This is a genomic window from Labrenzia sp. THAF35, from assembly GCF_009363595.1.
GTDB lineage: Bacteria > Pseudomonadota > Alphaproteobacteria > Rhizobiales > Stappiaceae > Roseibium > Roseibium algicola.
The window spans coordinates 1-20,301 of the sequence record NZ_CP045383.1 but is presented as its reverse complement, the minus strand read 5'-3'; the positions used below and the strand labels follow the sequence as shown (position 1 = coordinate 20,301).

Sequence of the window (20,301 nt, the reverse complement as noted above, 5' to 3'; positions counted from 1 at the left end):
TCGCTGTGACCTACTGGAACCGTTTCCGCAGCATGTTGCTGAGTGCGTCAACGATTGTCACGGTAGCCAAGATGACGATCAGAACGGCCGACACCTGGGGATAGTCCAGCAGGCGCAGCGATCCGACGAGTTCGGTTCCGATCCCGCCTGCACCGACCATGCCCATGACGGTCGAGGCGCGGAAATTGTATTCCCACCGATACATTGTGACGTCAGCGAATTGCGGAAAGACCTGGGGCATTACACCATGGGAGATAACTTGAAGAGACGTGGCGCCAGAGGCTTCGGCGGCTTCGATGGGCGCGGGATGAGCGTGTTCGATGGCTTCGGCGAAGAACTTGCCGACCATGCCAATCGAATGCAGGCCCAGGGCCAGCACGCCCGGCAGCATTCCAAAGCCAACGGCGGCAACGAAAATGATGCCCATGATGAGTTCTGGGATAGAGCGCAGCGTGTTCAGCACCAGGCGGGCAGCCTGATAGGCCCACTTGTTCGGCGTCGTGTTCCGCGCCGCCAGAAAGCCAAGCGGAATCGACAGGACAACGGCCAGTGCGGTGCCAGCAACCGACATGGCGAGCGTTTCGATCATTGGTTCGACCCATTGACGCCAGCGGGTGAAATCGAGCGGCACCATCTCGGCAAAGAGGGTTCCGATAGCGGGCAGACCGTCGGCCAGCCGCCCGCCATCGAGCATTCCGGTCAGCCAAAGACAGAGGACAATGATCGCCACTATGCCTCCGATCTGGAGAAGGAGACGCCGCCGCCCTTTGCGATCCGCCGCAAGAATGGTGTCGGCGGTTTGGGGCGTATTGGTCTGGGCAAGGGTCATCGCGGCGTCTCCTCTTTTTGGGATCAGTCGGTTTGCAGATTGCTGCGGATATCGCGGATGATGTCGTAATCGGCATCCGTGATCGCGGCGAAACCGTCCGCCTTGAACGGGCCAAGCACCGCATCGCCAACCTCGGTACCGGGTTCAAGATCAAGAAAGGCGTTGCGTATGCTGTCCTGCAACTCCTGCGTCATATCGGTGCGCATGACCCAGGGGTATTGCGGAATATCGGCGGAATATCCCAGGATTACCAAATTGGCGGGGTTCACCGTACCGCGTTCGACGAGGCGTTCAAAGATTGGACGGCTAAGGCCACCGACCTGGGCGTTGCCGAGTTCGACGTTGCGTGCCACGGCATCATGGGCGCCGGTGAAGTTTTCGTTGTAATCCTCGCCCGTCACGACATCTTCAAGCAGCATCGTGTATTTCGGGGCGAAGTGGCTTGATGTCGATGCCTGATCGCCAAAGGCGACGTCCACGCCGGACCCTTCGATATCCGCGATGGAACTGATGCCCGCCTCCGCGTTGGCGATGAGGACTGCCTGATAGGTCGTGCTGCCACCGCTGATCCGGGCCGCGAAAGGCTCGATATCCAGGTCGCTGCCGTCCATACGATCTTTGGCGATCGTGTAGGAGGCGGGGCCGAAATAGGCGACGTCGATGCGACCAAACCGCATGGCCTCAATCATGGAAGAGTAATCGGTGGTCACGATCAGTTCGATGTCTTTGCCAAGCGTTTCTTCGAGATGTGCGGCAAGCGGTTCATTGTCCTGAATCACGGTCGCGTTGTTCTCGTCCGGAAGAAGAGCCACGCGCAGCGTGTCTGGATCATGCTCCCCGGCGGCGAAGGCGGTGCCCGCGAGCAGGGTCGCGGCGAGTGCGTAGGTGGTCAGTTTCATCTTTGAATCTCCTGTTGCGATGAAGTCAGTTGGCGTCTTGTCCGGACGATCCGTAGATGCGTGTCAGGACAGTGTCGGAAAGCCGTAAGGGCGGGCCGTCAAACACGATGCACCCCCCGGCCAGACCGATGATCCGGTCCGCGAAGGCCTTGGCGTAGTCAAGCTGGTGCAAGCTGACGATCACCGGAATGCGGTCTTCCTTGCAGATCGTGCGCAAGACGTTCAGCACGCGCTCGGAGGAGGCCGGATCAAGCGACGCCACAGGCTCGTCCGCGAGGATCATCTTGGGCTCCTGAGCCAGTGCACGCGCGATACCGACGCGCTGCTGCTGGCCACCCGACAGGCTGTCGCAGCGCGTCAGCGCTTTTTCGAAAAGGCCCACGCGTGTCAGGCAATCAAGGGCCAGCCGTCGTTCCTCTTCCGAAAAGCCAATCAAAGTGCGCCAGAATGAATGACGGCCAAGCCGCGACAAGAGAACATTGTGCATTGCCCCCATCCGGCCGATAAGCTGGTGTTGCTGGAAGATCATCGCCGTATCGCGGCGATGCGCCCGGATGGATTGAGTCGCATCCAGCGTTCCGATCTCCCGTGACAGGACCGCCCCAGATGTGGGCCGCACGAGCAGATTCAAGGTGCGCAGCAAAGTGGATTTGCCCGCGCCTGAAGGACCCAGCAACACCGTCAATTCGCCGTCTTCGAAATCAACGGTCGTCGGCTGCAATGCGACCGTGCCGTTCGGATAGATCACTTCGACCTGGTCCAGGCACAGGATTGGTGCCGCATCCGTCTTCGTATCATTTCGATCAAAAGCCATCTGCTGCTGTCCCATATCGACCGATTCCTCTTCTCTAGATTTTGTGATATGCAATCAAAGCAACAGAAATATTACATATTGCGATTATCATCTTGCCTTGATAGCAATGCGTAAAAAGAGAGGGACGCCCGCAATGCACGAAAAGATCATTGTGCCGAACTGGATCGAGGACGAGACACTGGCCACCCTACGAATGGTCGGCGAGGTCATTTCGAATGACAGCAGAGAGCCGTTATCGTTCGAAAGGCTGAAAGAGGTTTGTGCGGATGCAACTGCACTGATGGCCTTCATGACGGAAGCGGTGGACCGCCCATTTCTCGAAGCCTGCCCGCATCTGAAGATCGTGGCAGGGGCACTGAAAGGCTTTGACAACATTGATGTCACCGCCTGCACCGATCATGGCGTGTTGGTCACGATCGTGCCCGATCTGCTGACCGAACCGACGGCGGAACTGACGCTTGGGCTAATGATCGCTCTGACCCGGAAGATGCGGGACGGCGACGCGCATATGCGCACGGGCACCTACGCTGGATGGCGCGCGCGCTTTTACGGGGGCACATTGCAAGGCGCTGTGGTCGGCGTCATCGGCGCGGGGGCTGTCGGGCGCGAAACACTGCGATTGCTATCCGGCTTTCGGGGAACGCGGCTTTATCACGATGTGACGCCACTGGATCCGACAACCGAGAAAGCGCTGAGCGCGCGCAAGGCTGCGCTGGACGAAATCGTGGCCACATCGGATTTCGTTGTTCTGGCGGTTCCTTTGACCGAGGTGACGCTTGGGATGGTCGATGCCGCATTTATCTCCCGCATGAAACCAGGGGCCTGCCTGATAAATCCTGCGCGCGGCAGCCTGGTCAATGAAGCCGCCGTCGCATCCGCGCTCGAAACCGGCCATCTGGGTGGATACGCTGCCGACACCTATGAGATGGAAGACTGGGCCAGGCCCGACCATCCACAGCACGTCCACCCCGCCCTGTTGGCTTCGGAGAAAACCGTTCTGACACCGCATATCGGATCGGCTGTGGTTGAGGTGCGGCGCGCCATCGCAGCCTCGGCGGCGGACAGCATTATCACAACACTCAAAGGCGACCTACCCGAGACAGCGCTGAACCCCCAAGTCCTGAAAGGATAAGTGTGATGCTGAACCTGAGCCTTGTGCGCAGCTTTGTCGGTCTTGTCGAAGCGGGTAGTTTCCATGGCGCTGCGACCCGCTTGAAGATCGCACAACCGACAATTTCACAGCATTTGCAAAAGCTTGAAGAGGATTTAGGCGTTCCACTGATCGAGCGTAGTCATGCTGGCAGCCGTCCGACACGGCATGGCGAACGCTTCCTGCCTCATGCGCGCCATCTGTTGAAATCTGCTGCACGCGCCGAGACCATCGCGCGCGACGACAGTCTGATCGTTGGGTGCAGTGGCAATATCGCCAGCTACTATATGGCCAAGGCGTTCAAAGGGTTTCTGGACGCGGAGGAGTGGCGAGGCCGGTGGGAAATCACCTCGGCACCCAATCCCCGCATCGCCGAGATGCTACTGAGCCGGGAGATCGACATTGCGGCAATGGAATGGCCCCTTTCACACCCGGATGTCGCGGCAGAGCGGTGGCGCAGCGCGGAGATGATCGTGATCCTGCCCACCGACCATCCTTGGGCGGGCCGCCGCGAGATCACCGTCGAGGAGTTCCTCACACTTGAAATGATCGGGGGCGAAAGTGGATCCGGCACCGGCACGCTCCTGCGCGATGTGCTGGGTGACAGGGCCAGCGAACTGCGCACGCGCGCGAATGTCGGATCGACCGAAGCCGTCAAACAGGCTGTCATGTCCGGCTTGGGGGCCTCGATCATTCTCGCCGAAGCTGTGACCCATGAAATTGATACCGGCGCATTGATCGGTATTTCCATCAAAGGAATAGCGATGAAGAAGACATTCTTCACAGCCCGCTTGAAGACAATCAGCGACGACGAAATCGCAACAAAGCTGTCCCGCTTTCTGACAGGCTAAGACCGACCCGCAAACTGGCGCACGACTACATTTGATCTTTGTACTGCAAAGCAATCACTCGTTGGCGGTTGGTCAGCACGGATCTTGATCCTGCCCGTTTCGCTGAAGCCGCCATCCATGCAGATCGCAGCATTGGTCAAAGTGGGCTTGGAGTCAGATTTCGCTGGCTGCTGATGAATGACCAGTGGTGTCGCTGCACGAGGTTTCATAAGTTTTCCGCCATCTGCCTCCACCGATATTCACCTGTGAGGATAATATGTGCCCATCCGAGGGGCGAGATATGTGAGAGAAGATATGCGGGTGTATCGAGCCCAGCCTTTTGTCGCGCGGCGACCGCAAAACCGAGTTGCTTGGTGTTCCAATAGATGATGATGGCGGTGAGCAGGTTCAGCCCTGCGATGCGGAAATGCTGGCCCTCAGTTGTACGGTCGCGGATTTCGCCTTGCCGACCGATGCGCAGTGCGTTCTTCAGGGCATGATGTGCTTCCCCTTTGTTGAGGCCAATCTGTGCGCGACGCTGCATATCGGTATCGAGTAGCCAATCAATGATAAACAGTGTCCGCTCGATACGTCCGATTTCGCGAAGGGCAATGGCCAGATCATGTTGCCGTGGCCGTGCTGCCAGTTTCTTCAGAAGCTGACTGGGCTGCATTTTCCCGGAGAGCATCGTCGCGATGCAGCGCAACACGTCCGGCCAGTTGGCGATGATCGTGTTTTCGCGGATGTGGTCACCGATCAGGCCTTTTAGTTCGTTCGGGACCCCATGACGATCAAAGACATGCAGCCGCTTTGAAGGTAAGTCCTTGATGCGCGGGATGAACCGGTAGCCGAGTAACGAGGTGGCCGCAAAGACGAGGTCTGTGAAGCCGCCCGTATCTGCGTATTGTTCTTTGATCCGTTTGCCGCTCGGGTTCATCAGCAAACCGTCCAGAATGTACGGTGCCTCGTTCACTGTAGCTGGGATGACTTGTGTGGCGAAGGGGCCATATTGATCTGATACATGGGTATAGGCTTTCAGGCCTGGCTCATGGCCGTACTTCGCATTGATCAGATTCATTGCCTCGCCCTGGCGTGTGGTGGGAAAGAACTGACCGTCACTGGAAGCGGTTTCACCAGCACCCCAGTATTTTGCCATTGGCAACCACGCCTGTGCATCAATCACCATAGCCAGTGCCCGATTGATGGCTTCACTTTCCACGTGCCAGTTTGAGAGCCGGGCCAATTGCTTAAAGTTATGGGTACTGCTTGCCCCGGCCATTTTGCTCAGACCCAGATTCAGACCTTCAGCCAGAATGACGTTCAACAATCCAAGCCTGTCTTTACATGGTGCTCCAGTGCGCAGATGTGCAAATGCGTCGGTGAACCCTGTCTCATTGGCTACGTCCATGAGAATGTCTGTGACCCGCGCTTCTGGCAGACGGCGATAAAGATCGAGTATGAGGTTGTCGGCTTCAGCGGGAACGTCAGCTTCAAGGCGTTCGACGCGCAATCGCCCATCCTCGATGATCCCGCTTGGGAGGGCGCCGTTCCTGACTGCCTTGGCAAGCCTGTGCAGTCCGTCTTCCAGCCGTTGTTTTCGATCTGCAAGCCAGACTTCCGGCTCCAATGGCATCGACAATCCCATAGTCTGCGCGGCCCCGACCGGAACCAGAGCCTGTTTCAGGTCGCTGTAGCGGCGAGAATGAGCAAGCCAGACATCACCGGATCTGAAGGCCTCACGCAGATGGAACAGCACCGCGACAACCCAGAGACGGTCCCGGTTTGTTTCGGGGTCGCGAAGATGCCCTCGCCATTTTGATCGAGGCTGAAGAAATGGCGCAGAGCGGCTTGGAATATCTTGCCTGTCGCGGATCACATCGGCCGCGGCAAGCAAAGGCTGAGCCACACTGGCCCCTGTGATGTCCAATGTTGCCAGCATTCGGGGGGCATAGAGCTTGAACCTATGATACCCCTGCTCGACATAAGCCAGTGCATCCGCCTTGACGGTCTTACTGAGTGACCCTGCTGTTGCAACGAGGTTTTCCAGAGCATCCCAGCCACAAGAAGCATCCACGGCACCGGCGACAGCCACCTCATCTCCCTTGGCGATCAATAATGTCGTGCCCAAAGTCTCAAACCCGGCCAGGGTCGCCGCGATCTCCGATTGCGCCGCGGTAACACGGGCATCGCAAACCCTCTTTGCCTCCCGCCAGATTGAGCCAACGATCCGGTCATGTGTTTCGACAACGGTATCTGCGATTGCGGCTGCCCATTCCACGACGCAGGCGGCAAGGATGGCCAGTCGCCGATCACTGGTGATGTCGCGCAATCCATCCGTGAAGTAACGTTCGCCCTGACGGCGAAGGCGTGCGACCCGATGTGCGGGAATGTCGTCCAGTATTGTTGGCGACAACGCGATCCCCTGCAGGAATTCCAGCCGGTCGAGCTGGCGGTTGATATCGGCTGAGTTCTTGCCCACTTCAAACTGTCGCAACCAGATGAAGCGGCTGATCCGGCTATCAGCGTCTTCATTGAGCAAACCGTTAAGTTTGGCTTTCATTTCGAGGTCGATACGTGCCGCAATGCGAGCCTCGATCCGTTGTTCGGCCGCAACCAATGCATCCGCACAGTGTCGTTCTATGACCGACAGGCCGGGCAGAACAATCTGTCGTCCGCGGCATTCCTCCACAAACCCGCGAACCAAACCCTCACTCGATTGAGCCGCCTCGGCTTGCTGGTCCAACCACCTCTGCATTTTCTTGGCATGTTTACCGGCAAACATCTTGTAACCGTACATCTTACGCAGTGAGCCGAGATGTTCTCGTCGTGTCTTCTCACGGGCGGCATATTGCAGCAGGTCATCTGGTTTCAGTCCAATTTGAGCGGCTATGAACCGGGACACAGGTTCCGGTATGACTTCGCCAGCCTTCAGCAAACGGCCCGGAAAACGAAAGGCACAAAGCTGAAGCGCAAAGCCGATCTGGTTCTCTGGCCGTCGCCGTGTGCGGATATGTTCAATGTCCTCATCATCCAGAGTGTAATGCCGCAGTAACGCCATCTCGTCTGTAGGGAGATCAAAAAGTGCCGCGCGTTGTCGCGCGGTCAGAACCGCTCGGTGTGCCATCGGATTGCTCTTTCGTTAGGAGATGTGGTCTTTGAAAGTAGACATATTGAGACATCAGGCTTGCCATGTCTTTTTCAATGTCTCAACATGGTTGTCGCATGAACCCTTAGTTTATATGAGACCCAATGGCCAAAGTTGGATATGCCCGTGTCAGTTCAGTCGGACAATCTCTGGACGTGCAGCGTGAAAAGCTGAGTGATTGTGACAAACTGTTCGAAGAAAAGCGCAGCGGCACCACCGATGCCCGCCCTCAGCTCAAGCAATGTCTGAATTATGTCCGTGAAGGCGACCAGCTGATTGTAACGCGCATCGACCGACTGGCCCGATCCACTTTGCACCTATGTCAGGTCGCGGAGACGCTGCGCGAAAAGGGCGTCGATCTTGTCGTCCTCGACCAGAACATCGACACATCCGATGCATCTGGTCGTCTGTTGTTCAACATGCTGGGTGCTATCGGCCAATTCGAGACTGAGATCCGGGCCGAACGGCAAATGGACGGAATCAAGAAGGCGAAAGATCGCGGCGTTCAGTTCGGCAAGCGGCCTGCGCTAACCAATGAACAGATCGCAGAGCTCCGCGAAAAACGTGCTCAAGGTACGCTGATCAAAGACCTCATGGCTGAATACAGCCTCTCTAAGGCCACCATCTATCGCTATCTCACCGAAAACGCAGCCTGAGCTCGACTACATAAGCCCAATCCGGGCTTAACGCCCTATTCTGCACTCAGCCGGACTCGACCCCTGAAAGGAAACACGGCGTTCGGCGTCAATCGGCCGAAACGCGTTTCCGGCCGACGGGCCATCCATGGCGAAAGCGACTGGATGGACAACGCGATGGCTGCAAGGATCTTTCCGGAGCAAGGCGGAATTGTCCTGGGTGAGCGCTACCGGGTCGATAAGGATAGCGTGACGGAGGTCAATTTCGATCCGCGCCATAAGGAGACCTGGGGCAAAGGCGGCAAGGCTCCCCTCGTTGCATTCGATCAGGGGTTTGGATCAACCCACGGCATCGTCTTTGCCGGATCGGGCGGCTACAAGACGACATCGGTAGTCATTCCGACCTGCCTTAAATATCCTGGTTCGATGGTCGTCCTCGATCCATCGACAGAGATAGCGCCGATGGTATCTGAGAGCCGCAGCGCGATGGGACAGAAGGTTATCTGTCTCGATCCAAAGGAATCTGACGTCGGTTTCAATGTCCTCGATTGGGTCGGACAGTTCGGCTCGTCAATCGAAGAGGACATTGCGACGGTCGCGGCCTGGCTCATGTCGGAAAAGCCGCGGCTTGCATCCGGCGCCGATGACTTCTTCCGCACCAATGCGGAACAGCTCATTACCAGCGTAATCGCGCATGTGGTCTTTTCCGATCAAGAGAACGCCACGGGAAGTCGGTCGCTGCGCGCCGTGCGGAGCATTCTGACGAAACCGGAGGAGAACCTGAAAGAGTTCCTGGCCGACATCCACGACACGGCTCCGACCGAGTTCGTGAAAGAGCTTGTCGGTCCGTTCATCAACATGACGCCTCAGACCTTCTCGGGCGTCTATGCGACCGCGGCCAAGGAAACGCACTGGCTTTCCTATGACAACTATGCGGCGCTGGTATCCGGCAACACGTTTGGAACGGATACGATTACCAACGGTCGGACGACGATCTTTCTCAACATCGATCTGTCCACTCTGGAAAATCATCCCGGCATGGCCCGTGTGATCATCGGTGCGTTCTTGAAGGCTGTCTATAACCGGGACGGCAACGTCAACGGCCGGGTGCTCTTCATGCTGGATGAGGCTGCGCGCCTCGGCTACATGCGCATCATCGAGACGGCCCGTGATGCCGGTCGCAAATACTGCATCTCGCTCTTGATGCTATTTCAGTCTCTCGGACAGATGCGGGAAGCCTTCGGCGGGAAAGATGCCACGTCCAAGTGGTTCGAATCCGCGTCCTGGGTCTCCTTCTCCGCGATCAACGATCCGGACACGGCCCGGTACATTTCCGACCGCTGCGGCATGACGACAATCGAGGTGGAACAGGTCAGCCGCTCCTCGCGCGGTGGTCATGTCACCCGTAACCGGTCCCGCCAGCTCTCTCAGCGTCCTCTCATCCAGCCGCATGAAGTTCTGCAAATGCGATCCGACGAACAGATCATCTTCACCAGCGGCAACGAACCACTGCGTTGCGGCCGGGCCATGTTCTTCCGACGGAACGACATGACCGAGAAAGTCGGCGCGTCCCGGTTTGGCAACTCAAGCCAGGCGAAGAACTGATGAAAAGCAGGATTATCAAACGTCCTATCGGGGTAGGTCCCTGGGGATAGAAGTTCGGCGATACCCTACCAAGACGGTCTGGCGCGCTCGATGCGCGCCAGGCTGTCACCATGATGAAGACTGCGAGAGGGCTTTCGCCCTCTCGCGATTGAACGTTTCAAAAGCCAATATCGAGAAATGCGGCTGTCCGGCCTGACGCCTCCAGAATGGCAAGGGCGCGCGGGTTGGCCTTCAGTGCCTCTTGAGCGGCGGCTAGACGATCCCACGGTTCAACGTTTTCAAAGACTTCCTGTTCGCCGTAAGCATCGACAAATCCGCAGTACTGCGGTTCCGTTTTAAGAGCGTCTAGTCGAAACTGCACGCTGGCGATCACTTGATAAGCCTCGCGGAGCTCGGCCCAGTAAGCTGCACTGCCGCCGTCGATGGTGTTGACTTGATTGATCATTGATTTGTCCTTTCGTTTTTCTGACGAAAGGTCCCCACTTCTGCACGACGAGGGAGTCAAGGACCGCGCAGCGGCCGGCGGAGCCGGTGAGTGGGGGAGCCGATTTTCTCGTGGACGCGCGCAGCGTGGCCGCGTGAAAATTGGGGGAACCGCTCATCCTTTACTCGTGAGGAGTTGGAGTACGATGGGCTTTCACAGAAGAAGCATAAACCTCCCGGCTGGGTGATGCCTCATCGGCAAGCGGAGCGCGCAGGGCGAAGCCCGGAGATCAATTGGGCCTTTCATCGGCCCGAAGGCCGGGGGATTAACCCCGGCGATCGCTGTTCAGATAGTCATTCGGAATGACGGCCTGAAGTGCATCGTCATCCTGATCCGGATACCGGCCGAGGTTCGCGTAGAACTTCGAGTGGCCCGTGTTGATGGTGAGCGAAAAGTACGGATCGCCGTTGGCGTTGTTTCGCTCCCAGATGCCACCGATATCGATGCGCTTGCCGGCTGGGCTCTTGGCATAGAGCCGGAACTTGGGGGCTTTCTCGTTGTCGCTGTGCAAGGCTTCGCCGGTCACATCGACGTCGAAGGCCAGAGTTGCAATGTTGCCTGTGAGCTTGTCACCGGCGAACTGGATGTAGTTGGTGAGGTTGTCGGTCATCTTCCGGTTCCTTTTGTTCGAATTGCCGATGGACAAAAAGAACGGCCGCCAAGAGCGCGGGCCGCACCCCGAAGGGACCGCAACGCCAGTGCAGGACCGCAGGGCGGGAAGAATTTGGGTAGCGAGGAGCCGGGAACCGGCGGGGAAATTCTTTGCGCCCAAGGTTGAGGACGAGCTCAAGGCCGTATTGTCCAATCGTCGGCATATTCGGATAGCTCCAATGGGAACCGGAAGATGACCGGCCCCCTGCCCTCTCCGCAATCTGTTTCGCCTGGCTAGCGGACTGGCCCGCCCTTGCCTCGCTCCGCCGACTTCGCTTGTTCCAGCTTGCGGGCTTCCTGTCGAACACGAACCTGCCCCTTGTCCAGCACTTTCAAGGTGCTCTTCACCCGCTCTATCTGTTTGGGATCGAGGCCGTGTTTCTGGGAGAGCTCCGCATGCCTTTCAGGCTTCATGTGCGCACGGATCTCCCTCAAGTCCGTGCCGAAGCGTTTTTCCAGCGTGGCCATCACCTGCCGGAGCTCGGCCTTGTGCGCCTCGGTCAACGGCATGGTTTCCTGAATGGCTTTCATCAGCGATTGGCTTGGCGCGCTGACCTCAACCCGCGCCTGGTCGACAACGGCGCGGCGCTCCTGGGCCATCGTCTTGCGGATCCCGTGCACCACGTTGATGTGGGTTTCCACGATGGCACGCAGGTTCACGGTACCGGCAAGGGCATTCCGGCGCGCAAGCCGCTCTTCGCGGCTGGAAGTTATGCCGCCTCGCCCTGCGAGTTTGCCGAATTTCTCGGGACCGTCCTTCAATTCATAAGCCAGCGAGGCATCGCCAAGTTTGCCCAGTTCTGCGGCGTCTTTCACCCGATTGATAACCTTTTGAGGATCCGCGAAGACGACCTTGAGATGGCGCTCCAGGCTCTCGGTCGATTTGATGGCAGCTTTTGAAACCGCAAGCCGGTCCTGCAGCTCCTCTCTCGTCACCTCGGGGCTGAGCACCTTTTCCGGCACCATGACGCCGGCGGCTTCATAAACGAGAGATTCAAGGCGCTCCTTGGTGGAGCTAAGAACACGTTCGGCATTCTGTGCCGGCGGCTGGCCCAGAATGGAAAAATCCGATTGGACCGTGATCGTGATTTCTGCATCGCCTGCCGGCAACCTGACAGGAAGGTCCGCCCGGTCCAGCGCGACGATGCCCTTTTCGGTCAACAGGCTGGCAACGCGGTCGCTGTGTCCCAGGATTTGACCGGTCAGGGTTTCGCCTGGACGGGATGCGCGTACATTGTAGTCGAACGGGTTCTCTCCAAGCCGTTCCAGATCCGAGAGTGCGCCCCGGATGGCCTCCCGCCGATTGGGATTTAGGGAGTCCTCGAGGAGATGTTGCATCAACGGGCTTTTCGGATCGTGGGTCGTCTCGATGGAGGCCTCGATCATGCGTGCCTTGGTGATGACGGATAAATCCACCTCGCGGCCATAGTGCTGACCGAGCATCGTAATGAAGGCTTCCTGGGCGCGGCCATTGCCTTCCCGAAAGGGGTGAACGTAGTTGAGCTCCGACAGCGCCAGGGCCGCCCGTCTGGCGAATTCTTCCGGGGTGGCCGATTTCATGACACTCTGGTCTTGAATCGGCTTCAAGGCTTCGTTCAAGCCCAATTCCAGACGGGAACCGTGCAAAAAGGACGTTCCGCCTTTCGATATGACGCCGATCGGCTCAACGCGCTCGCCATCAATGACAGGGCATTCGTTCCGGGTATGCCCTGCCCACTCGTAGACATCCTGAAAAATGAAGCGGTGTATGGCTTTTAAGTGAGCAGCGTCGAAGTTGCCCGAGGGGCCACGGCCTTGAACGACTTCTGCCATCCGCGAGGTCGTTAGCGCGTATTCGGCGGTCGTCAGATCACTTCGGGTTCTGAGGTTCAACTTGTTCCGCAGGACGCCTGAGCGCTCCGGATCCCCTGGAACGTCCGGATAGGTGTAAGAGCCTTTTTGTTCGTTGCTCAAACAGAATTCCTCACAAAAATAAGCCGCCCATTCCGGGGCGGCCTGGACCTTCTCTGAAGGGAATTCAGGACTTTTGAAAGCGGGCCATCATCTCGGCGCGGTGCTCTTCAATCGTTATGTCGCCGGCGACATAGCGAGCGTTGGCGTTTTCCAGAACCGGATCATGAACATAGCCCTGCCGTTTGTTCGCTGCGGTGGCTTGCTCAATGGCTCTGCGGCGCTGTTCCACGGCTTCCGGGGAACGATCTGGACGGGAGGAATGAACGTTCATGGGGTAGTCTCCAAACTACGGACCTAGCAACTGACGCCATAGAGAGCCTGAACCGGGAAAAGTTCCTAACTCTCTAACCTATAATAGCATTTTTGGCTGTCGAAGGCGAATGCCGAGCGTGTTTGCCGTTCATCTACCGAAGGTCCGGCCTTGCAAGCGAGCGATCGGCAAAGCTTATCCCGGATTTCGTCACCGAACGCGGATCTGGCAATCAAGACTTCCAATCAAACGAATGGATCGACAAGTTGCACGCCTGTCGGTTCAAAATCAGACGCGTTCCCGGTAACGACCCATCCGTTACGGGTCAAAGCCTGAGCAGCAATCATCAGATCAGCGCCGTTGTGACCAATTCTCGCGGAGAGCTCACCCCAACATAAGGCATCTGATGCGGTAAACTCCAACAACCGGTCTCCAAACATTGAAACCGTCCGGTCCAACCACTGACGAAGATGCTTGGCAAAATCCATATTCCGCCGTTCCTGAAGCCGGATTCCTCTTTCAATTTCGCCAAGCGTGACAACGCTCACATAGAGCGTTTCCTCCGGCTTATCCGACAACCAGGCAGCGACCTTGGGCGCTCTTTCCGCACGCCTTGCGGCAGTAATCACGTTTGTATCCAGAACATAGATCAAAATTCGACATCCCGGGGCGTTACCTTTGATCGCTCAATGCCCTCTCCCGGGAAGCTGAGGACATGGTCTGCAAAGCTCTCGCGCCGCCCCTTCGCTTCTCTGAGAAGCCGGCGATACTCTTCCGAGGAAATAACGACGACAGCTGGTTTGCCTCTGCGGGACACTTCCTGAGGCCGGCCAGCCATTGCGGCTTCAACCACAGCGCTGAATCTGTTCTTTGCATCTTGAAGAGAAATCATCTCGCCCTCACTAACTGGCTAGCTATCTAGCTAGATAGCATTTTCTTCATCGATTTCCAAGTCTATCGTGTGGTCAGCGCAAGTTTTCGCCGCCCGGTCCGCGCGTCCACCGCCTCACACCAGCCCATGCAGAGACTTGTGAAGGTGGAGTTTGCCCTCCCCTGCCCTGTCAATCATGGCGCGGAAATACCCGCCGGGCGAAGCAATGTGCTCCGGATCCCGCAGCGCCTTCTCTGCGACAACCACAAGGCAGGCCGCGGCCAGATATCTGCCTTGCCGCTCGACAGCGAGCTGATATCCGGCTGGACTTAGGCCGATCAGCAGGCGCAACTGTTCAGCAGCTCCACAAAGGGCTGGCCAACTGTTCAAGTTGATCCCGGTTTCTGCCTGTACCGATGAACATGCCGACTGGATGAGTCCTATGGAAACGCCATCCAGGTTGGTTTCGGGTAATTTGCTTGGTCCTGCCCTGCCCGCTTGCGATTTCGGCCGTTGTGTTTCCGAGCGACCGCCGCAAGGCTCTTTTTCAAGAGCCATTTCAACGGCGAAGCCGTTGTCAGAAGGAAACTTAGTGTCTTGCTCGTTAGAGCAAGTCCGCTGAGAATTACTTCTAAGAGAGTCGGTTTGGGTTGTAATAGATAAAGGGCTGACATCAATGTCACCCGCGGATGACAATTTATCCTTTATTTCCAACGAGTGGGCGTCATGGAGAGCCAGAATTTCCGTGTAGATCGTTTCCAGGATCCCCGCCTTTTCCACGACAGTCAGTTCATCCCGGTTCACAACTGAATGGGCCCGTGCTGCAAAGCCGTGAAACTCCGCAGGCTCCAATTCGACCACGTCGGCGATCGCCCGTGAAAAGCGCGTGACGGCCCGCTTGGCTTCCTGCTCTGCCTTAATCCGGCGCTGGAACGCATCCGCCTGAGCCTTGAAGGCTTCCAAGTTGAAGCATGCAGGCGTGAAGTCGAGCCCGTAGGCCTGCGCGAAATCTCCGTCTGAACCGCGGTACATATAACGGCGCCCAGTCGGGCTGTCCCGATAGGCAAGCACTCCGGCTTCGACGAGCTTCTTCAGGCAGCGGGTGACGGTGCGTGTGGTGCGCCGTGTGTATTCGGCGAGCCGTTGATTTGAGATCGCCACCACCGGCCGTTTCCCTGTCTGGAAGTCGTCCGCCTGGACGAGGCCCAGGAGAATATCCAGGACATGGTAGGCCGTGCCATCAATACCAAGCGCCGGCGCGACGCGTTTCAGAACCAGGGAGATTTCCTTTTTGGTGACCTTCGGCCGATCCTCCTGGGACGCCAGATGCGCGCTCGCAAGGATCCCGGCAGACACCTTGCGAAAACTCGCAATCTGCTGAGACGAAGACATAAGTCCTCCTTTGCCGGAAGCGCATAAACGCGACCGGACACTGAGTGTTCAGATGCGAGACAAGCAAAAAGACGCAAGAAATCGTGCTCTGCTCAAAGACAGAACTTGCGTTGCGCTACAAGTGATTCTATGATTTTAGCTGCTACACATAGAGCATAGGCACTCGTGCTTATCTCAAGTTTGGACCCGCCCTTGTGGCGGGTTCTTTCGTTTAGAGCCTCATTTACTCCCCCCTCTCTTTCATGTAATCCGCATAGAGACTGTTCAGTTGAGCCTTCAAAAACTCATCGAATCCTGGAGCTTTAGCTCCATTTACGGTGAACGTAGTGCCGCTTTTGGTCGATCTGATCGTCACCGGTACGTGCTCAACATGTTGGACCACCATCTTTGGTTTTTTCGGCTTTATTGCTTTCTTCGCGCTGCGAAGCACGAATTCGAAACGCTCGTCCGAAGTCAGCTCTGCGATGTTGTCCGCGGACAACATTTCTCGAAGTGGCTTCCAATCAACCAATTTTGCTAACTCAGCAAGTTCCATCCATTTTCGTCGCCCTGTACCAGGAGCGGCGCCAATCGCAACAATCAATTCGACGGGCAATTCTCTGATCAGCTTGATCATTTTTGATACAGCCGCTCTGTCCACTTTGAGCGCAGATATAATGACATTCCGCTTGAACTTTTGGTCTTCCAATCGCGCTGCAAACAACGCACGTTCTATATAGGAAAGATTGGTTCTGGCACTGTTTTCCTGCCCTTGAAGAACGACCAGTTGCTCATCGTTCAACTCCCGAACGACAGCCTTGACCTTTCGATTGAGGCTTCTGGCCGCCCGAAGTCTACGATGGCCGAATGCCACCTGCATGCGACCCTTTTGAGCCGGGTTTGGACGAACAAGGATTGGTACTAATTGCCCGTGCTCATCGATTTGTTGAACAAAGTCCCTCTCGACTTCCGGGTCCGCTTCCAAACGGTCGCGAACAAATGAATCGTCTATTTGAGAGGGATCCAGTTCAACGACCTTTTGTCCTTCCAACAGTTGCCGTTCTAATTCACTAGCACGGTCCATCTGACTTGAGAGTGAGCCAAGAGTTTTTGCGATGCCTCCAACCGGTGAACTTGACCGTCTATTTGGCGTGATGCCCGCCAGTGGGCGATCCGATTTATTTGGATCCCCTTGGATTTCACCATCCTCGTCCGACGAAAAACTGATCAGGTCTTTGCGTGCCATCCCTTACCTCCGTCCCCAAGTCACGTTTAAGAGGTCTTCGATTTCCTGGTTCACGAGAGACATAGATTCCATTGCGCGATCATAAGTACCGCGCACAAATTGGCTTCTTTCGACTTCATACAAAGTTTGCTTGGTAACACCGGCATCAGAAATAGCAGTAGATTTAAGCATCGCATGTTGAAGCATGCGATTTCCAAATATTGAACGCATAAACCCGGTCATCTGGCTTTGTGGTCCATCGTTTGGTTCGAAGCGAGTAACCAAGTAACGCATCCAATCATAGCTGGTACGCCCTCCGGCCTTTTCGACAACACTCATCAATTCAGCTGTCATAGAAAGAAATTGGGACATAGACATAACGTCCAACATCTGTGGATGTACGGTGATCAATACTCCTGTGGCCGCACTTAAGGCCGACATCGTTAGAAAGCCAAGCTGAGGTGGGCAATCAATGACTACAACGTCGTAATAGCTTTCAACGCTTGTCAGCACCTCCCCTATTCGGGCGAAAAACATGGACGCTGAACGTCCTTCAGACATTGCTTTGGGCGTTTCATGCTCGAATTCCATCAATTCAAGATTGCCTGGAACAATATGGAGGTTTGGCGTATATGTGGATCGAATGATTTCGCTTAAGGCTCGAGGGTCTTCATAACGGATAGCACCGTAAAGCGTTTCTCCCTCGTCGACATCTAGTTCGGGTTGATGTCCGAACATCGCTGACAATGATGCTTGTGGATCAAGGTCAATTGTTAAAACGCGGTATCCACGCAACGCCAAGAACTGAGCCAAATGAGCAGATGTGGTGGTTTTTCCGGAACCACCTTTGAAGTTCATTACAGTGATAACCTGAAGCTTTTCATCTCCCCGACGGATCGGCACATATTTTGGCGTGCCATTTTTCTCGTCCAAGACCTGACGTATATGATCCATGTCCTCGACAGAATATGTGCGCCTACCGTTCTCGTTTGGTTCGGGGCCATGCCCATCAGCGGCGACCTGACGTAAATAGCCTTCCTTAATGCCAATCAATTTAGCTGCTTCTGCAGGCGAAAATCTTCGGATAGTCTTTTGAGAAGCAGGTGGAAAGATTTTTCGTTGATGTATCTGCAATTGATGAGCGAGCTCATTCGCGTCCGCCGAAAGTGTCGTTGGCAGGTGTTCAGCAGCACCTTCAACCAGAAGATTGGTGTCCATCTCGAAAAATCCTCGAACTGCGCATTTTTGAAAACTACGCCTCAAACTGCGCTGTTACAATATGCTCCGATTCGTTACCAATTTACAAACGCTTAACCAAGTGCATTTTTCAGCCTAGTTTCGACAAGAACTTCGCATTGTTGTCCGCGGACAACTTTTTGGAGTCACCCGGCACATTTCCTTCAACCTTTTGCCGCCAAAGTGACAGCACTTCCTCGTCGAGCCAAGCATCTCTGTATTGACAAACGCACGTGGATGATGGCCGATGGCAACGTTACCAGGGGTGCCCCGGCAAGGGGCTGAGATACTGCTGGGCCGTTGATTGATGGCAGCGCAGTGACCCGTTGAACCTGATCCAGTTCATACTGGCGTAGGGACGGTGCAAGCGCTGCAGTACGACGTTGCCCAGAATCCGGAGCGTCATGGCGTCTTTCCATCATTCCGGCTTCGAACTGGGTCTCCAACTTGAAAGATTGGAGCCTCAGAATGAACATTGCCACCAAGACTATTACGCCCGAAATCACCAAGGGGCCGCTGCCTGCCTCTACAAAGGTTTACAAGCCGGGCGAAATTCATCCCGATATCCGCGTACCAGTGCGCGAGATCGCAGTCCATCCGGCCGCCGGCGAACCGCCCGTCACGGTCTATGATGCCTCCGGTCCCTATACCGACCCGACCCAGGCGATCGATATTGAAATGGGACTGCCGCGCCTTCGCGCCGAGTGGATCGCCGCCCGCGGTGACACGGAGGAATATGAGGGCCGCATGGTCAAGCCGGAAGACAACGGCTTTGCCACCGGCGAGCGCCTGACACTGCAATTCCCTAACCTGCAGAAACCGCGCCGCGCCAAAGACGGCAAGACCGTCACCCAGATCGCCTATGCCCGCGCCGGCATCATCACGCCAGAGATGGAATTCATCGCCATCCGGGAAAACCTTGGTCGCAAGGCTGCAAACGAAAAGCTTCCCCGTGATGGAGAGAGCTTCGGCGCGGCGATCCCGGATTTTGTTACACCGGACTTCGTCCGCGAGGAAGTCGCCCGCGGGCGCGCGATCATCCCAGCCAATATCAACCATCCGGAAGCGGAGCCGATGATCATTGGCCGGAACTTCCTGGTGAAGATCAACGCCAATATCGGCAACTCTGCCGTCACCTCGTCGATGGCGGAGGAAGTCGAGAAAATGGTCTGGGCGACTCGCTGGGGCGCCGACACCGTCATGGACCTATCGACCGGGCGCAACATCCACAACATTCGTGAATGGATCATCCGGAATTCGCCGGTTCCGATCGGCTCGGTGCCGCTCTACCAGGCGCTGGAAAAGGTTGGCGGCATTGCCGAGGACCTTACCTGGGAAGTCTTCCGCGACACGCTGATCGAGCAGGCCGAACAGGGCGTCGACTATTTCACCATCCATGCCGGTGTCCGGCTCTCCTACATTCCGCTCACCGTCAACCGCGTTACCGGCATCGTATCGCGCGGCGGTTCGATTATGGCCAAGTGGTGCCTGCATCATCACAAGGAGAGCTTCCTTTACGAGCATTTCGAGGAGATCTGCGACATTTGCCGTGCCTACGACGTTTCCTTTTCACTTGGTGACGGCTTGCGTCCGGGCTCGATTGCCGACGCCAACGACGCAGCGCAGTTCGCCGAACTGGAAACGCTCGGAGAGCTGACGAAGATCGCCTGGGCGAAAGACTGCCAGGTCATGATCGAAGGCCCTGGTCATGTGCCGATGCACAAGATCAAGGAGAACATGGACAAGCAGCTTGCGGTCTGCGGCGAGGCGCCGTTCTACACGCTCGGACCGCTGACGACCGACATCGCGCCGGGTTACGACCATATCACCTCGGGCATCGGTGCCGCGATGATTGGCTGGTTCGGCACGGCGATGCTCTGCTACGTCACGCCGAAGGAACACCTCGGCCTTCCCGACCGCAATGATGTGAAGACCGGTGTCATAACCTACAAGATCGCCGCCCATGCCGCCGACCTCGCCAAGGGTCATCCGGCAGCGAAGGTCCGCGACGACGCCCTGTCGCGCGCCCGTTTCGAGTTCCGCTGGGAGGACCAGTTCAACCTCGCGCTCGATCCGGAAACGGCCCGTTCGATGCATGACGAGACCTTGCCGAAGGAAGCCCACAAGGTCGCGCACTTCTGCTCCATGTGCGGTCCGAAATTCTGCTCCATGCGGATTTCCCACGATATCCGCGACGCTGCTCGTCAAGAGGGCATGGAGGCGATGGCAGTCAGATATCGTGCTGGCGGCGATCTCTACATGCCAAAGGATCTGTAGTTCATTCGCAGAGGGGAGGGGAGATTCGAGGGGAGGGGTTTAGGGCTCCCTTCGCCCGATGGCCTACCGCTCGATG

The 20,301-nt window shown here is 56.7% G+C and carries 17 protein-coding genes, 2 pseudogenes and 1 riboswitch; of the genes and pseudogenes, 5 read left to right on the top strand and 14 right to left on the bottom strand.

Translation table 11 applies throughout. From position 1 onward, the window contains the following. Positions 1-10: 10 nt before the first annotated feature. Genes phnE through phnC form a run of 3 tightly spaced genes read right to left on the bottom strand, consistent with a single transcriptional unit; the run spans position 11 to position 2,542 of the window. On the bottom strand, positions 11-829 hold the full coding sequence (gene phnE, locus FIU93_RS31005; protein WP_152508065.1) for a phosphonate ABC transporter, permease protein PhnE: 819 nt from the start codon (positions 827-829) through the stop codon (positions 11-13). Positions 830-852: 23 nt separating this feature from the next. Then, positions 853-1,728, bottom strand: a complete 876-nt coding sequence (gene phnD / locus FIU93_RS31000) for a phosphate/phosphite/phosphonate ABC transporter substrate-binding protein (protein ID WP_152508064.1) — start codon at positions 1,726-1,728, stop codon at positions 853-855. A 25-nt stretch (positions 1,729-1,753) separates the two neighbouring features. Then, positions 1,754-2,542, bottom strand: coding sequence for a phosphonate ABC transporter ATP-binding protein (gene phnC / locus FIU93_RS30995; RefSeq protein WP_152508063.1), 789 nt, complete (start codon positions 2,540-2,542; stop codon positions 1,754-1,756). 133 nt (positions 2,543-2,675) lie between these two features. Here phnC and FIU93_RS30990 point away from each other — a divergent pair, with 133 nt between their 5' ends. Together FIU93_RS30990 and FIU93_RS30985 are read left to right on the top strand one after the other, a co-directional pair. Further along, positions 2,676-3,674 carry an NAD(P)-dependent oxidoreductase gene (locus FIU93_RS30990; RefSeq protein ID WP_152508062.1) on the top strand — a complete coding sequence of 333 codons (999 nt, stop codon included), beginning with the start codon at positions 2,676-2,678 and terminating at the stop codon, positions 3,672-3,674. Positions 3,675-3,679: 5 nt separating this feature from the next. Continuing rightward, complete coding sequence (locus FIU93_RS30985) at positions 3,680-4,543, top strand: LysR family transcriptional regulator (protein ID WP_152508061.1); 864 nt, start codon at positions 3,680-3,682, stop codon at positions 4,541-4,543. Between the two features lie 205 nt (positions 4,544-4,748). Here the strand turns inward: FIU93_RS30985 and FIU93_RS30980 are convergent, their stop codons facing one another. Beyond that, on the bottom strand, positions 4,749-7,646 hold the full coding sequence (locus FIU93_RS30980) for a Tn3 family transposase (protein ID WP_152508060.1): 2,898 nt from the start codon (positions 7,644-7,646) through the stop codon (positions 4,749-4,751). 125 nt (positions 7,647-7,771) lie between these two features. On the opposite strand from FIU93_RS30980, the gene FIU93_RS30975 reads away from it, so the two are divergent. After that, positions 7,772-8,323, top strand: a complete 552-nt coding sequence (locus FIU93_RS30975) for a recombinase family protein (RefSeq protein WP_152508059.1) — start codon at positions 7,772-7,774, stop codon at positions 8,321-8,323. Positions 8,324-8,386: 63 nt separating this feature from the next. Further along, a pseudogene (traG, locus tag FIU93_RS30970) lies at positions 8,387-9,907 on the top strand (Ti-type conjugative transfer system protein TraG); the annotation flags it as partial. A gap of 157 nt (positions 9,908-10,064) precedes the next feature. Here the strand turns inward: traG and FIU93_RS30965 are convergent. The 10 genes and pseudogenes from FIU93_RS30965 to repA form a co-directional block, all read right to left on the bottom strand. Next, complete coding sequence (locus FIU93_RS30965; RefSeq protein ID WP_062492139.1) at positions 10,065-10,352, bottom strand: hypothetical protein; 288 nt, start codon at positions 10,350-10,352, stop codon at positions 10,065-10,067. Between the two features lie 304 nt (positions 10,353-10,656). After that, positions 10,657-11,001, bottom strand: coding sequence for a DUF736 family protein (locus tag FIU93_RS30960; protein WP_062492226.1), 345 nt, complete (start codon positions 10,999-11,001; stop codon positions 10,657-10,659). 275 nt (positions 11,002-11,276) lie between these two features. Then, the gene (locus FIU93_RS31840; RefSeq protein ID WP_228148177.1) at positions 11,277-12,008 is read right to left on the bottom strand and encodes a BID domain-containing protein; all 732 of its coding nucleotides are present in this window, start codon (positions 12,006-12,008) and stop codon (positions 11,277-11,279) included. Between the two features lie 96 nt (positions 12,009-12,104). Next, positions 12,105-12,995, bottom strand: a pseudogene (locus FIU93_RS31835) (Fic family protein); the annotation flags it as partial. Positions 12,996-13,059: 64 nt separating this feature from the next. After that, entirely contained in the window at positions 13,060-13,266 is a 207-nt protein-coding gene (locus tag FIU93_RS30950) for an antitoxin VbhA family protein (protein ID WP_062492137.1), read from the bottom strand. Between the two features lie 224 nt (positions 13,267-13,490). After that, a complete protein-coding gene (locus tag FIU93_RS30945; RefSeq protein ID WP_062492135.1) occupies positions 13,491-13,898 on the bottom strand; it encodes a type II toxin-antitoxin system VapC family toxin in 408 nt (135 codons plus the stop codon). Beyond that, positions 13,895-14,137 carry a type II toxin-antitoxin system Phd/YefM family antitoxin gene (locus FIU93_RS30940; protein ID WP_082809967.1) on the bottom strand — a complete coding sequence of 81 codons (243 nt, stop codon included), beginning with the start codon at positions 14,135-14,137 and terminating at the stop codon, positions 13,895-13,897. Before FIU93_RS30940 ends, FIU93_RS30945 begins: the two co-directional genes overlap by 4 nt. 114 nt (positions 14,138-14,251) lie before the next feature. Continuing rightward, entirely contained in the window at positions 14,252-15,508 is a 1,257-nt protein-coding gene (gene repC / locus FIU93_RS30935) for a plasmid replication protein RepC (RefSeq protein ID WP_062492133.1), read from the bottom strand. A 223-nt stretch (positions 15,509-15,731) separates the two neighbouring features. Next, on the bottom strand, positions 15,732-16,733 hold the full coding sequence (gene repB / locus FIU93_RS30930) for a plasmid partitioning protein RepB (RefSeq protein ID WP_152508057.1): 1,002 nt from the start codon (positions 16,731-16,733) through the stop codon (positions 15,732-15,734). A gap of 3 nt (positions 16,734-16,736) precedes the next feature. Continuing rightward, positions 16,737-17,930 (bottom strand): plasmid partitioning protein RepA, encoded by a 1,194-nt coding sequence (gene repA / locus FIU93_RS30925; RefSeq protein ID WP_088665297.1) that lies wholly within the window; start codon positions 17,928-17,930, stop codon positions 16,737-16,739. A 269-nt stretch (positions 17,931-18,199) separates the two neighbouring features. Continuing rightward, positions 18,200-18,325, top strand: a riboswitch (TPP riboswitch). Between the two features lie 91 nt (positions 18,326-18,416). Between repA and thiC the strand changes: the two genes are divergently transcribed. Further along, positions 18,417-20,225, top strand: coding sequence for a phosphomethylpyrimidine synthase ThiC (thiC, locus tag FIU93_RS30920; RefSeq protein ID WP_152508056.1), 1,809 nt, complete (start codon positions 18,417-18,419; stop codon positions 20,223-20,225). Positions 20,226-20,301 lie beyond the last annotated feature (76 nt).

Coding starts and splice junctions, on each gene's coding strand:
- FIU93_RS30950 (WP_062492137.1), bottom strand. CDS start 13,266: ATGAACGTTCATTCCTCCCGTCCAGATCGTTCCCCGGAAGCCGTGGAA.
- repA (WP_088665297.1), bottom strand. CDS start 17,930: ATGGACACCAATCTTCTGGTTGAAGGTGCTGCTGAACACCTGCCAACG.
- phnC (WP_152508063.1), bottom strand. CDS start 2,542: ATGGCTTTTGATCGAAATGATACGAAGACGGATGCGGCACCAATCCTG.
- repC (WP_062492133.1), bottom strand. CDS start 15,508: ATGTCTTCGTCTCAGCAGATTGCGAGTTTTCGCAAGGTGTCTGCCGGG.
- FIU93_RS30965 (WP_062492139.1), bottom strand. CDS start 10,352: ATGATCAATCAAGTCAACACCATCGACGGCGGCAGTGCAGCTTACTGG.
- repB (WP_152508057.1), bottom strand. CDS start 16,733: ATGGCACGCAAAGACCTGATCAGTTTTTCGTCGGACGAGGATGGTGAA.
- FIU93_RS30985 (WP_152508061.1), top strand. CDS start 3,680: ATGCTGAACCTGAGCCTTGTGCGCAGCTTTGTCGGTCTTGTCGAAGCG.
- FIU93_RS30940 (WP_082809967.1), bottom strand. CDS start 14,137: ATGATTTCTCTTCAAGATGCAAAGAACAGATTCAGCGCTGTGGTTGAA.
- phnE (WP_152508065.1), bottom strand. CDS start 829: ATGACCCTTGCCCAGACCAATACGCCCCAAACCGCCGACACCATTCTT.
- FIU93_RS30975 (WP_152508059.1), top strand. CDS start 7,772: ATGGCCAAAGTTGGATATGCCCGTGTCAGTTCAGTCGGACAATCTCTG.
- phnD (WP_152508064.1), bottom strand. CDS start 1,728: ATGAAACTGACCACCTACGCACTCGCCGCGACCCTGCTCGCGGGCACC.
- FIU93_RS30980 (WP_152508060.1), bottom strand. CDS start 7,646: ATGGCACACCGAGCGGTTCTGACCGCGCGACAACGCGCGGCACTTTTT.
- FIU93_RS30960 (WP_062492226.1), bottom strand. CDS start 11,001: ATGACCGACAACCTCACCAACTACATCCAGTTCGCCGGTGACAAGCTC.
- FIU93_RS31840 (WP_228148177.1), bottom strand. CDS start 12,008: ATGGTGCCGGAAAAGGTGCTCAGCCCCGAGGTGACGAGAGAGGAGCTG.
- thiC (WP_152508056.1), top strand. CDS start 18,417: ATGAACATTGCCACCAAGACTATTACGCCCGAAATCACCAAGGGGCCG.
- FIU93_RS30990 (WP_152508062.1), top strand. CDS start 2,676: ATGCACGAAAAGATCATTGTGCCGAACTGGATCGAGGACGAGACACTG.